Here is a 12,965-nt window from a genome sequence, read left to right as displayed (position 1 = left end):
GGCCTAAACTGTTATAGGTGGATTTCACTATAACTGCATCTGTTATAGGTGTCATGGCACGTGTTGTACTTAACGGGCGAAAACCTGTCTGTTAAATGCAACATAGAGAGTCATGCATGATAAGCCTGGATGATGTGGTCAGCCTCTCCCGAATACAGTTCGGCGCGACGGCGATGTTCCACTTTCTGTTTGTGCCCCTCACCCTGGGACTGTCCTGGATCCTGGTGATTGCCGAGTCCGCCTACGTGATGACCGGCAAGGTGATCTACAAGGACATCACCCGCTTCTGGGGCAAGCTGTTCGGTATCAACTTCGTCATGGGGGTGACTACCGGCATCACCCTGGAGTTCCAGTTTGGTACCAACTGGGCCTATTACTCCCACTACGTCGGCGACATCTTCGGCACCCCGCTGGCGGTAGAGGGGCTGATGGCCTTCTTCCTGGAATCCACCCTGGTGGGCCTCTTCTTCTTCGGCTGGGAGAAGCTCTCCCGGGGTCAGCACCTGCTGGTGACCGCGCTGGTGGCGCTCGGCTCCAACCTCTCCGCACTCTGGATCCTCATCGCCAACGGCTGGATGCAGAACCCGGTCGGCGCCGAGTTCAACCCCATGACGATGCGCATGGAGCTGACCGACGTGGCGGCGGTGATCTTCAACCCGGTGGCCCAGGTCAAGTTCGTCCACACTGTCGCGGCGGGCTATGTGGCGGCCTCCCTGTTCGTGATGGGGGTGAGCAGCTGGTATCTGCTGCGCCGCATGGAGGTGCGCTTCGCCCTGCGATCCTTTGCCATCGCCTCGGGTTTTGGCCTGGCCGCCATCCTCTCTGTCATCGTGCTGGGGGACGAGTCGGGCTACCGCTCCGGGGAGGTGCAGAAGGTCAAGCTCGCCGCCATAGAGGCGGAGTGGGAGACCGAACCCGCCCCTGCCTCCTTCACCCTGTTCGGTCTGCCGGATCAGGGTGACGAGACCACTCACGGGGCCATCAAAATTCCCTATCTGATGGGCATCATCGCCACCCGCTCTCTCGATGAGCAGGTGACCGGCCTTAAAGATCTGAAAGCGCAGCACGAGGTGCGCATTCGCAGCGGCATGCTGGCGTACGGCGCCCTGGAGGCGCTGCGTTCAGACGGTAGCAATGCCGAGGCCCGCGCCACCTTCGAGCGTCACCGCGCCGATCTCGGCTACGGCCTGCTGCTCACCCCCCATGCCAAGGAGATAGGCAAAGCGGACGAGGCGGCCATCGCCAAGGCGGTCGACGATTCCATTCCCCAGGTGGCGCCGCTCTTCTGGAGCTTCCGGCTGATGGTGGGCATAGGGGTGGTGTTGCTCGGGCTCTTTGTCGCCGCCTTCCTGCAGCTGTGCCGGGGCAAGCTGGTGCAATCCCCGCGCCTGCTCAAGGCGCTGTTCTGGTCTATTCCGCTGCCCTGGATTGCCATAGAGGCGGGCTGGTTCGTGGCCGAGTTTGGTCGTCAGCCCTGGACCATCAGCGACGTGCTGCCGGTGTCGGCGTCCGTCTCCTTGCTGCAACCTGGGCAGCTCTGGTTCAGCCTCATCTCCATCTTCCTTATCTACAGCACGCTGCTGGTGGTGGAGCTGTTCTTGTTGCGTCACGTGATCCGCAAAGGGCCCGCGAGCCTGCAAACGGGTCGTTATCAAGGTGAAGTGTTGAAAAACGGGAGTCCCGTCTGATGGATTACGAAACCCTGAAACTCATCTGGTGGGGGCTGGTGCTCTTCCTGCTCATCGGCTTCGTGGTAATGGACGGCTTCGATCTCGGGGTCGGCATGTTGCTCCCCGTGGTGGCCAAAACTGATGAGGAGCGGCGCGTGCTGCTCAACAGCGTGGGCCCCGTGTGGGAGGGCAACCAGGTGTGGCTCATTGCCGGTGCCGGCACCCTGTTCGCCGCCTGGCCTCTGGTCTATGCCGCCTCCTTCTCGGCGCTCTATGTGCCCTTCATGTTCCTGCTGTTCGGCCTCTTCCTGCGCCCGGTGGGGTTTGACTATCGCAGCAAGCTGCCGGACCCCCTGTGGCGTCGCTGGTGGGACAGGGCCCTGGTGATGGGGGCCCTGCTGCCGACCCTGGTGTTTGGCGCGACCCTCGGCTTCTTGTTGCAGGGGCTGCCGTTTCGCTTCGACTCGGCCCTTCGCATCCACTACGGCGCCTTTGACTTCAACTGGCCGCTGCTGTTGACCTGCATGGGCACGGCGCTGGCCCTGCTGATGCTACATGGCAGCAGCTTCCTGCAGTGCAAGACCCAAGGGGTGATAGCACAGCGTTGCGCCCGCCAGAGCCGCTGGCTCGGCCCATTGGCTAGTATTCTCTTTGCCCTGGGTGGTTTCTGGCTTAGCCAGATGCGCGGTTACCGGATAGCCGAGATCGGGGATCTCAACAGCGCCCTGACGCCCCTGATGAAGCGGGTGGTGACAGCGCCGGATGGCTGGTTGGGCAACTTCATGGCGCACCCCTGGCTCTGGACTGTGCCTGCCCTGGGTCTCTTGCTACCGCTCTTAAGCACGCTGGCAAGCCATCTGGGCCGGGCACGACTGGCCATCGTCGCCAGCGGCGGCGCCTGCGCCGCCATGATGCTGACCGTGGCCATTGCGCTGTTCCCGTTTGTGCTGCCCTCGTCCCTGGATCCGTCGAGCAGCCTGACCCTGTGGGACGGTACCTCCAGCGAGCACACCCTCTTCATCATGCTGGGCATAGTCGCCGTGCTGATGCCCATCAACATCGGCTATACGCTCTGGGTCTATTGGGTGGCGCGGGGCAAGATGAGTACCGAGCAGGTGCGCCAGCAGGGCCATAGCCTTTACTGACACAGGAATTGAGGAGTCGTTGATATGTGGTATTTCACCTGGATTTTGGGGCTGGGGTTCGCGCTGCTGTGCGGCCTGGTCAATCTGCTCTGGCTGGAGGCGCGCTGGGCTGCGGATGAGGATCTCAAGGAGTCTTGAGCCGCACTATTTTACCAATGAAAAAGGCCGACACCGGGTGTCGGCCTTGTCGTCTGTGGGAAGTTAAACCGCCAGCGCCAATTTGGCCTCGCGCTTCTCGCTGACGTGGGTGAGGCCATAGGCCAGCAGCACGATCAGCGCCCCAATCCAGGGGGTGTGCATCAATCCGAGGTGCTCCACCACGAAACCGCCCACCACGGATCCCAGCGCTATGCCGACGTTGAAGGCGGCGATGTTGAGGCCGGAGGCCACATCCACGGCATTTGGGGTGTGGCGTTCGGCCTGCTTCACCACCAGCACCTGCAGCCCCGGTACGTTGCCGAACGCGAAGGCACCCCACACCAGCACGGTGAGCACCGCCAGCACCGGATGGGGCGCGGTGAAGGTGAGCATCAGCAGGATGAGTGCCAGACCGCCAAACATCAGCTTCAAGGCGGGCAGTGGGCCCATCTTGTCCGCGAGCTTGCCGCCCCAGATATTGCCGACGGCAACCGAGACCCCGTACACCAGCAGAATGAGGCTCACCGCATTGGCACCAAAACCGCTCACCTGCTGCAAGATGGGGGCGAGGAAGGTAAAGGCGGTGAAGGCGCCGCCGTAGCCCAGGGCCGTCTTGGCGTAGACCATCAGCAGGGGCTTGTGGGTCAGCACAGAAAGCTGCTCACGAAGACTGGAGGCTGCGCCTTTTGGCAGGTTGTTCGGGATCAGCAGCAGGCTGCCTGCCATGGCGATGACCCCGAGTGCGCTCACCACCAGGAAGGTCTCGCGCCAGCCAAAGACCTGACCAATCCAGGTGCCGAGCGGCACGCCTGTCACCAGGGCAACCGTGAGGCCGCTGAACATGATGGCGATGGCACTCGCCGCCTTCTCCTTGGCCACGAGACCCGTGGCGATGGTGCTGCCCACCGAGAAGAAGACCCCGTGGGCCAGGCCGGTGAGGATGCGGGCGACGATCAGGCTCTCGTAGCCGGGGGCCTGCCAGGCCAGCAGGTTGCCGGCGGTGAACAGGGCCATCAGGCCCACCAGCAGCCACTTGCGCGGCAGTTTGCCGGTGAGCGCCGTCAGCACCGGCGCGCCGATGGCGACTCCGAGGGCATAGAGGCTGACCAGCAGGCCGGCCGAGGGGAGCGAGACATTGAGCTGCTCGGCTATGGTGGGGATCAGCCCCACGATCACAAACTCTGTGGTGCCGATCGCAAAGGCACTCAGGGTGAGGGCAAATAACGCCAGTGGCATACAAACTCCTTGGATAGTGGCTCCCGACGGGAGAATGGCGCCAGTATGCCGATGAGCTTTGTTGGCAAAAATGACGGCAACGTCAAATTACTTTTGCCAAATCAGCAGCAATGGTGCCGTGGAAGAAGGAGTGGCTGAGGCAGCGGAGGCAAGAGCGGGCCGTACAGAGAGAGTTGAGAGCAGCGGCAAAGGTGCAGAAGCAAAGCGTACAGACCGGGCCGGGGACTCATAGGCAAGGCGCTAGGGAAGGTTGCAGGGGAGAGGGCCAGCGGCACGGGCGGCAGTGGCGCACGGTATTGGAAGCAAAAAAAGCGGGAGGCACAGTGCCTCCCGCTTGGGTGCTCGTCGATGGTGTTGGGGTTTTCTTTGCTCCCTTCTCCCCTGGCGGGAGAAGGGCTGGGGATGAGGGGGATCAATCCCAATCTGGTGCGAAGTCCGGGTTGGCGCAGCGCTCGCCTCGCTCCAGGGTGGCAATCTGTGCCATCTCCTCGGGGCTGAGTTTGACCTTCAGCGCAGCCAGGTTGGCGGCCAGATTCTCCCGTTTGGTGGAGCTCGGGATCACCGTCATGCCCTGGGCCAGCAGCCAGGCCAGCGACACCTGGGCCGCCGAGACACCGTGGCGCTTGCCGATCTCCATCAGGAGCGGCTCGGCGAGCACCTTGCCATAGGCGAGCGGCATATAGGCGGTGATGGCGATGCCGTGCTCCTGGCAGAACGCCACCACCTTGCGGTTTTGCAGCAGGGGGTGGATCTCCACCTGCTGGTGGGCGATGGCGCCCGGCCCCAGGATCTCGATGGCCTGCTGGAGCTGAGCCACGGTGAAGTTGGAAACCCCGATCTCCCGGGTCAGGCCCCGGGCTTTGGCTTCGGCCAGCTGCTCCAGATAGACCGCCATTGGCACCTCATCCTGGGGGGAGGGCCAGTGAATGAGCGCCAGATCCAGATAGTCGGTGCCCAGCTTTTCCAGGCTCAGCTCCAGGCTCGGGATCACCTTGCCCGGGCCGAACTCGCTAGTCCACACCTTGGTGGTCAGGTAGATCTCCTGGCGGGGCACGCCGCTTTCGCTCATCAAGCGTCCCACTTCGGCCTCGTTGTCATAGATCTGGGCAGTATCGATATGGCGATAGCCGAGATCCAGACCCTGCAGCAGGGAGTCGCGCAGGGGCTGATCCTTCAGGCGAAAGGTACCAAGACCCAGGTTGGGCATCTTCATCATCATATTCCTCAACTTATTGTTTCTACGCTCAATATTGTATCGGCCCATCCCGCATCCAGGGTGGGCAGGGGCAGGCCGCAGCTGGATTCAGGCTAGTTGATAGCGGCGTACATTGGTGCTGGCAAACCAGCCCTGGGTGTTGGCCACGAAGGCGAGAAAATGGGGCTGCTGCTGGTGGGCACTGAGGGCGGCCTCACTCTCCCACTCCTCGTGGGTCATCCAGCCGTGGGGGCTCTCCAGGCTCTGATGCAACTGGTAGCAGAGGCACCCAGGCTCTTGCAGGGTAGCCGCTATCAAGGGGCTCAAGGCGGCGCGACACTCGGCGGTGAATTCAGGCTTGGCCTCAAGCTGGGCAATCACAATCACGGGGGATGACATCTAAACCTCCTCGTTAAGACGAGAATCAGTATGCCCGCCGCCTATCGTGGGAAACAGGGCAGCAGTCGCAAAACACTATTGAGAGGAAAGCAGCAATGAATGGGCAGGGGCGAGGTGGAGGTGAGGAAGTCAGGGAGGTAAAGGAGCAGGGAACGCCGGAGCGCCCCCTTGCCATCAGGCATTGGCCGGCTCCGACCAGACCGCAAATTCATTGCCGCTGGGTTCGACAAAGTGGAAGCGCCGGCCGCCGGGGAAGTCGAACAGCGGGCGGTTGATGATGCCACCATGATGCTGCACCTTGGCCTGGGTGGCCTCTATGTCGGCGCTGTAGAACACCAGCAGGGCGCCACCCTGATGGCTGTGACTGCACATATCTGCGCGGTAGAAGCCGCCATCCAGCCCTTCCCCTTCGAAGGCGCAATAATCGGGGCCGTAGTCGGCAAATTGCCAGCCAAAGGCGGCGGTGAAGAAGGCCTTGGTGGCGGCGAGATCCCTTGCCGCAAACTCCACATAGTTCAGTTTCTCATGGGCCTTGGTCATGGTAGCTTCCTTTTGTTTCAAACGATGTGTGATGGCGGCCGCGTGATTATCTGGGCTGCCAGCGTTTCTGTGTCCGTGGCGTGGAGCAGGGCAGAGCCCCCCAGGGGGTCAGCTTTAGCTGTAGCCGACGGATCTGGAAGAAAATGGCCATCAGCAGACCGAAACAGAGGGTGAAGAAAGTGGCCTGACGCAGGGCATATTCCAGACTCACCTCATGTTCCCGGCCCAAAAACCACATCAGCAGTCCCCAGATGATGCCAGTCGGTAGCCCCAGTGCGAGCAGATTGATCATGAAACGCTCATAGTGGGGCGGCCTCAGCTGCCAGCCAGTTCGGCGCAGCAGACGGTATAGCGGCGGGTCGTAATTGGGCTCCTTCACACCCTTGCTTGCCAGCTCTTTATGGGCGGCGAATAGACGGTGTTCAAATAACATTGTGCTTCCTTTGTGTGGCAGCAGAGCAGGGCTCACGATGAGATGCCTGCCCAGAATATCTCCATGCGGGCTCCGATTGTAGCCTTTTTTCCGGCTGGGGTGTTAGCGCCGGATCACATCGAGCCGTGCAGGAGAAGGGGAGAGCGGGCGGTGGGGATAGAGAGGGACAGGCCAGAGGGAAGAGAGGCACCTCCGGCCTGATTGACAGCGTCAGACGGCTTCTATGGTCATAGCGCCCGACCATCGTAGTGCTGCACCGGCAGCGACTCGGGCTCTATCCCCTCCAGGCAGCGGACATTGATGGCGACGATATGGTTGCCCTTGGGATCCACGCCTTCGCCATAGGGGTGCATGCCGCACACTGGGCAGAATCTGTGTTTGACCACATGCTTGTTGAAGGTGTAAGTGCTGGCCGCCTCGTCCGGGGTCAGCAACCTCATCTTGTCATGGGGCATGATCCACAGCAGGGACCCCTTGCGCTGACAGATGGAACAGTTGCAGGCCATGACCTGGCTCAGCTCCCCTTCGACTTCGAATGCCACCCTGCCGCAGTGGCAGCTTCCCTTGTATTTCATCACCCGACTCCTTGTTCTCTGGCTTGATCCTTAGGCAGGTACCGAACCACTTGTCTGCCAAAGGCCATCTTCATTGCCCGCAGCGCTTGTCCCGATGGGATGCGCGAACCGACTCAGTATAGCCATCCCGCGTCGGACGCCTCTGGCGGGCTAATGCGCGAAGGTGACCCCGAGCGGGCCATGGCGCTTGCCAACTCATCGCCATAATGACTATAAAGCCCCATGACTCTTGCCAGGATGACAACAATGAAGACCCATTCCGATGAATTGACCCTGTTCGTGGCCGTGGTGGAGGCGGGCAGCTTTCGCCAGGCGGCGGAGAACCTCGGCATGGACAACTCTGTGGTGAGCCGCGGCATCAAGCGCCTCGAAGAGAAGCTCGCCACCGTGCTGCTCAACCGCACCACGAGGCGGGTCAGCCTGACCGAGGAGGGGAGCTGGTTCTATCAGCGGGCGGTGAAGGTGCTGACCGAGATGAGCGAGGCGGAGAGTCATCTGCTGATGCGCCGGGAACAACCCGAAGGGGTGTTGAGAGTCGACGCCGCCACCCCTTTCATCCTGCACCGGCTGGTGCCCATCATCGGCGAGTTTCGCCGCCGCTATCCGGGGATCGAGCTGCAACTGCACAGCTCCGAGGGCTTCATCAATCTGATGGAGCGGCGGGTGGACATGGCCATTCGCATCGGCGAGCTGACGGACTCCTCCCTGCGGGCCCTGTCGCTCGGACGATCCAAGCTGCGGTTGCTCGCCTCCCCCGACTATCTGAAGGCGCGCGGTACCCCGCGCCAGCCGGCTGACTTGCTGGCAGGTCACGAGCTGCTCGGCTTTTTGCACCCCGATCACCTCAACCACTGGCCGCTGCTGAGCGCCGAGCAGGGGGACAGGTTCGCCATCACCCCGACCTTGCGGGCCAGCAGCGGCGAGACCCTGCGCCAGCTGGCGCTCAGAGGTCAGGGGATCGTCTGCCTGTCGGACTTCATGACGGGGGAGGACAGGGCGAGCGGTGCCCTGGTGGAGGTGCTGGCCCGCAGCAACAGCGGAGCCTCGCGCCCCATCCATGCGGTCTTCTACTCCGATGCCCAGCGGGATATCCGACTGCGGGTCTGGCTCGACTTCCTCAAGGAGCAGCTCGGCGCCGAGGCGTTGTAGGAGGCGGGCAGGAAGTTGCACTCTCTGCCGACCGCTTTCTACCAGAGGGAGGAGATTGCATACCTTTCCTGACGAAGGGGGGGCGGAAGGGGGCTCGCGAGCGCCAATAAGAAGAGGCCGACATTGCTGTCGGCCTCTTTGTTTTCTTCATCTCAAGGATGTGCCGGTTACCCGATCACTCCTCTTCGGCCCAGCGGCGTGAACGCTCCACCGCCTTCTTCCAGCCGTTGTAGCGTTTGGCGCGATCTTCCTTGTCCATCTGGGGGATGAACTCGCGATCGACGCTGAACTTGTCTTCCAGCTCTTCGGAACTCTTCCAGAAGCCGACGGCAAGGCCAGCTAGGAAGGCGGCGCCCATGGCGGTGGTCTCGATGCGGGTCGGGCGCACCACAGGGGTGTGCATCATGTCGGCCTGGAACTGCATCAGGAAGTCGTTGGCCACGGCGCCGCCGTCTACCTTGAGGGCAGCCAGCTTGATGCCGGAGTCCTGCTGCATGGCATCCAGCACGTCGCGGCTCTGGTAGGCGATGGATTCCAGCGCGGCACGGATGATGTGGTTGCGGTTGGCTCCGCGGGTCAGGCCGACCATGGTGCCGCGAGCATACGGATCCCAGTAGGGGGCGCCCAGACCGACGAAGGCCGGTACCAGGTAGACGCCGTTGGTGTCGCCAACCTTGGAGGCGAAGTAGTCGGTGTCGCGGGCATCGTGAATGATTTTCAGCTCGTCACGCAGCCACTGGATGGTGGCGCCACCCATGAATACCGCACCTTCCAGCGCGTAATTCACTTCCCCTTTCGGGCCGATGGCGACCGTGGTCAGCAGGCCGTTGCTGGAGCGGACCGGCTCGGTGCCGGTGTTCATCAGCAGGAAGCAGCCGGTGCCATAGGTGTTCTTGGCCATGCCTTTCTCGAAGCAGAGCTGGCCGAACAGGGCAGACTGCTGGTCACCGGCGATGCCGGCGATGGGGATGCGGGAGCCGCCCCCACGGGTGGTGTAGCCATAGACCTCGGAGGAGGGTTTGACCTCTGGCAGCATGGAGGCGGGGATGCCCAGCTCGTCCAGCATCCGCTCGTCCCACTTCAGATCGCGGATGTTGTAGAGCATGGTGCGTGACGCGTTGGTCGGGTCGGTGACGTGCACCTCGCCGTTGGTCATCTTCCACACCAGCCAGGTGTCGATGGTGCCGAATAGCAGCTCGCCGTTCATCGCCTTCTCGCGGGCCCCTTCCACGTTGTCGAGGATCCACTTCACCTTGGTGCCGGAGAAGTAGGCGTCCAGCACCAGGCCGGTGTTCTCGCGCACGTACTCTTCCAGGCCGCGGGCCTTGAGCTCTTCACAGATGGCGGCGGTGCGGCGGCACTGCCAGACGATGGCGTTGTAGATGGGCTTGCCGGTGGCTTTCTCCCACACCACGGTCGTTTCACGCTGGTTGGTGATGCCGATGGCGGCGATCTGCTCGCTGTGCAGGCCGCTCTTGGCCAGCACCTCGGTGAAGACGGAGGACTGGGTCGCCCAGATCTCCATGGGGTCGTGCTCGACCCAGCCCGCTTTCGGGTAGTGCTGGGTGAATTCGCGCTGTGAGGTCGCGACTATGTTGGCATCCTGATCGAACACGATGGCACGGGAGGAGGTGGTACCTTGATCCAGCGCGACGACAAATTTCTTTTCAGCAGACATGATGTTCTCCACGTTTGGGGGGACCGCTCTTAGGCGGCGGCCTCTTCTTTATTGGACAGCTTGGCGGCTTCTTCGGTCACGACACGGTTGCCCGGGACGCAGGGAGCCAGCACTTTCACATACAGAGCGGTACCCAGCTGGGCGCCGACGATGGGGCCGAGGATGGGGACCCAGAAGTAGGGGTTGTCGCGACCACCGGTCAGGGCCACATCGCCCCAGCCTGCAAAGAAGGCGAACAGTTTGGGACCAAAGTCACGGGCCGGGTTCATGGCAAAACCGGTCAAGGGGCCGAGGGAGGCGCCGATCACCGCGATCAGGATGCCGATCAGCAGGGCGGCGGCGAAACCTTTGGGGGCGCCGTTGTTGTTGTCACCCAGCGCCATGATGCCCAGCATCAGGACGGCGGTGATCACCAGCTCGACCGCGAATGCCTGCATGTTACTGAGCAGGGCATTGGGGTAGGTGGAGAAGATGCCGGCGGTGCCGAGGCTCTCTACGCTGCCGCGCACCACGTTGTGGGTCAGTTCCCACTGGGTGAAGAGGTTGCCATAGAGGAAGTAGACCAGAGCGGCGGAGGCGAAGGCGCCCGCTATCTGGGCGATGATGAAGGGCACGACCTTGCGCTTGTCGAAGCCGCAGAAGGTCATCAGCGCCAGGGTCACGGCCGGGTTCAGGTGGGCACCGGAGATGCCGCCGGTCACGTAGATGGCGATGGCGACTCCCAGGCCCCAGGTAATGGAGATTTCCCATTGCCCGAAGTTGGCGCCAGCCAGCACCAGGGCGGCCACACAACCAACGCCGAAGAAGATCAGCAGGCCGGTGCCGATAAACTCGGCGAGGCACTCGCCGAGCAGGGTATTGGGTCTTTGTATGCTCATAGTTGTTATTCCTTATATCCACCCAGAGTAGGTTTGATGTTCCGTTTCGTTATCTTGCATTCCCATTTCTTGCGTCCGAAAACGTTTCTTCTTGTTGTTTGAGCTGACGCAAACGTTATGCTCGTTTGCGCTCGTTCTTGGACGAGAGAGAAAATAAACCTTCTGTGCCAATTCACCAGACCCCCGCCACTGGAAATGTGGACAAGATCCCATTCATTGCTAAGAAAATGTGACGAAAAGCAACAGTTAGCGGCATCAATACTCCTTAGTGGGTAGCTAAGTTCCGTGCCCTGCAAGGGCTGGAGGCCGATGCGCGATCACTCATCGGGTGACATTCTTTGTAATAAAACTGCAATAATTTAGCCTTCATCACAGATTAAATGTTCACATATGAGCACAATAGGCTCGCTTGCGAAGTAAGGACTCAACTGGTCGCAGGCACGATCGGGGCACCCTCAATCGCCCATAACAACAATAAGGAAGCAGAACATGCTTAGTCTCTTCAGGCCTGCACCCCACATAGAACGGCTACCGGCCGACAAGGTGGACCCCTTCTACAAACGCATGCGCTGGCAGGTGTTTTTCGGGATCTTCTTCGGTTATGCCGGCTACTACCTGGTGCGCAAGAACTTCAGTCTGGCGATGCCCTATCTCATCGAGCAGGGCTTCTCCCGCGGTGATCTGGGGCTGGCCCTGTCCGGTGTCTCCATCGCCTACGGTCTCTCCAAATTCCTGATGGGGAACGTGTCGGACCGCTCCAATGCGCGCTACTTCCTCTCCGCCGGCCTGCTGCTCTCGGCCGGCATCATGTTCATGATGGGGACTGTGCACTGGGCCACCTCCAGCATCGCCATCATGTTCGTGCTGTTGTTCCTGAACGGCTGGGTTCAGGGCATGGGCTGGCCGCCCTGCGGTCGCACCATGGTGCACTGGTGGTCACAGAAGGAGCGGGGCGAAATCGTCTCGGTCTGGAACGTGGCCCACAACGTGGGTGGCGGCATGATAGGTCCGCTGTTCATCCTCGGCATGGGCTGGTTCAATGACTGGCGCAGCGCCTTCTATGTGCCGGCTGCGGCTGCGGCTGCCATCGCGGTGATCGCCTTCTTCGTGATGCGTGACACCCCGCAGTCCGTGGGTCTGCCACCCATCGAGGAGTACAAGAACGACTACCCGAAGGATTACAACGAGAGTCACGAGCAGGAGTTCTCCGCCAAGGAGATCTTCATGAAGTACGTGTTGCACAACAAGCTCTTGTGGTACATCGCCATCGCCAACGCCTTCGTCTACCTCATTCGCTACGGCGTGCTGGACTGGGCACCGACCTACCTCAAGGAAGCCAAGGATTTCAGCGTGGATCACTCCTCCTGGGCCTACTTCCTCTATGAGTGGGCGGGGATCCCGGGCACCCTGCTGTGTGGCTGGATCTCGGACAAGATGTTCCAGGGCCGCCGCGCCCCGGCCGGTATCCTGTTCATGGTGCTGGTGACAGTGGCCGTGCTGGTCTACTGGTTCAACCCGGCGGGCAACCCGACCATCGACATGATGGCCCTGGTCGCCATCGGCTTCCTCATCTATGGCCCCGTCATGCTGATCGGTCTCTATGCCCTGGAGCTGGCGCCCAAGAAGGCCGCCGGTACCGCGGCAGGTTTCACCGGTCTGTTCGGTTACCTGGGCGGCGCCGTGGCGGCCAACGCCATGCTGGGCTACACGGTCGACCATTTCGGTTGGGACGGCGGCTTCCTGGTGCTGACCATCTCCTGCGTGCTCTCTATCGTACTGCTGGCCCTGACCCTCAAGCACGAGAACATCTCGATCGCCCACAAGGCCGCTGCCGACAAGGCATAAAACGTGATCCTGCCCTTATCAGTCCGAAAAGGGATAGGGTACACTGCCAAAGGCCCCGCAATGCCGGGGCCTTTTTTCGTCTCT

13 protein-coding genes are annotated in these 12,965 nt (G+C 61.6%); 5 read left to right on the top strand and 8 right to left on the bottom strand.

The window, feature by feature from the left end; all coding sequences use genetic code 11:
- Nucleotides 1-116: 116 nt before the first annotated feature.
- From PG898_RS04175 to cydX, 3 genes are read left to right on the top strand one after another with little or no spacing between them, the layout of a single operon-like run.
- Nucleotides 117-1,688, top strand: coding sequence for a cytochrome ubiquinol oxidase subunit I (locus PG898_RS04175; RefSeq protein WP_042648349.1), 1,572 nt, complete (start codon nt 117-119; stop codon nt 1,686-1,688).
- Nucleotides 1,688-2,815, top strand: coding sequence for a cytochrome d ubiquinol oxidase subunit II (gene cydB, locus PG898_RS04170; RefSeq protein ID WP_171269119.1), 1,128 nt, complete (start codon nt 1,688-1,690; stop codon nt 2,813-2,815). The genes PG898_RS04175 and cydB overlap by 1 nt, the downstream gene beginning before the upstream one ends.
- Before the next feature lie 24 nt (nt 2,816-2,839).
- Entirely contained in the window at nt 2,840-2,953 is a 114-nt protein-coding gene (gene cydX / locus PG898_RS04165; RefSeq protein ID WP_005310033.1) for a cytochrome bd-I oxidase subunit CydX, read from the top strand.
- Between the two features lie 63 nt (nt 2,954-3,016).
- On the opposite strand, the gene PG898_RS04160 is transcribed toward cydX, so the two are convergent.
- The 6 genes from PG898_RS04160 to PG898_RS04135 all read right to left on the bottom strand — a co-directional run bounded on the left by PG898_RS04160 (nt 3,017) and on the right by PG898_RS04135 (nt 7,331).
- Nucleotides 3,017-4,189 carry an MFS transporter gene (locus PG898_RS04160; protein ID WP_171269118.1) on the bottom strand — a complete coding sequence of 391 codons (1,173 nt, stop codon included), beginning with the start codon at nt 4,187-4,189 and terminating at the stop codon, nt 3,017-3,019.
- A gap of 412 nt (nt 4,190-4,601) precedes the next feature.
- Entirely contained in the window at nt 4,602-5,405 is an 804-nt protein-coding gene (dkgB, locus tag PG898_RS04155) for a 2,5-didehydrogluconate reductase DkgB (RefSeq protein WP_270824025.1), read from the bottom strand.
- 87 nt (nt 5,406-5,492) lie between these two features.
- Nucleotides 5,493-5,783 carry a putative quinol monooxygenase gene (locus PG898_RS04150; RefSeq protein WP_171269116.1) on the bottom strand — a complete coding sequence of 97 codons (291 nt, stop codon included), beginning with the start codon at nt 5,781-5,783 and terminating at the stop codon, nt 5,493-5,495.
- Nucleotides 5,784-5,957: 174 nt separating this feature from the next.
- Nucleotides 5,958-6,323: a VOC family protein gene (locus PG898_RS04145; protein ID WP_139750858.1), complete on the bottom strand. Its 366-nt coding sequence runs from the start codon at nt 6,321-6,323 to the stop codon at nt 5,958-5,960.
- A 46-nt stretch (nt 6,324-6,369) separates the two neighbouring features.
- Nucleotides 6,370-6,756, bottom strand: a complete 387-nt coding sequence (locus tag PG898_RS04140) for a DUF6404 family protein (RefSeq protein WP_171269115.1) — start codon at nt 6,754-6,756, stop codon at nt 6,370-6,372.
- 227 nt (nt 6,757-6,983) lie between these two features.
- Nucleotides 6,984-7,331, bottom strand: a complete 348-nt coding sequence (locus PG898_RS04135; protein ID WP_041206103.1) for a GFA family protein — start codon at nt 7,329-7,331, stop codon at nt 6,984-6,986.
- Nucleotides 7,332-7,577: 246 nt separating this feature from the next.
- Here PG898_RS04135 and PG898_RS04130 point away from each other — a divergent pair, with 246 nt between their 5' ends.
- Nucleotides 7,578-8,480 carry a LysR substrate-binding domain-containing protein gene (locus PG898_RS04130; RefSeq protein ID WP_005327695.1) on the top strand — a complete coding sequence of 301 codons (903 nt, stop codon included), beginning with the start codon at nt 7,578-7,580 and terminating at the stop codon, nt 8,478-8,480.
- Between the two features lie 175 nt (nt 8,481-8,655).
- On the opposite strand, the gene glpK is transcribed toward PG898_RS04130, so the two are convergent.
- Complete coding sequence (glpK, locus tag PG898_RS04125; RefSeq protein WP_041206102.1) at nt 8,656-10,158, bottom strand: glycerol kinase GlpK; 1,503 nt, start codon at nt 10,156-10,158, stop codon at nt 8,656-8,658.
- Nucleotides 10,159-10,187: 29 nt separating this feature from the next.
- Complete coding sequence (locus tag PG898_RS04120; protein ID WP_005327692.1) at nt 10,188-11,036, bottom strand: MIP/aquaporin family protein; 849 nt, start codon at nt 11,034-11,036, stop codon at nt 10,188-10,190.
- A gap of 489 nt (nt 11,037-11,525) precedes the next feature.
- On the opposite strand from PG898_RS04120, the gene glpT reads away from it, so the two are divergent.
- Complete coding sequence (gene glpT, locus PG898_RS04115; RefSeq protein WP_171269114.1) at nt 11,526-12,881, top strand: glycerol-3-phosphate transporter; 1,356 nt, start codon at nt 11,526-11,528, stop codon at nt 12,879-12,881.
- Nucleotides 12,882-12,965: the final 84 nt, after the last annotated feature.

The organism is Aeromonas sp. QDB31 (assembly GCF_027707605.1).
Lineage (GTDB): Bacteria > Pseudomonadota > Gammaproteobacteria > Enterobacterales > Aeromonadaceae > Aeromonas > Aeromonas media.
This window is presented reverse-complemented; position numbering and strand designations above follow the sequence as displayed.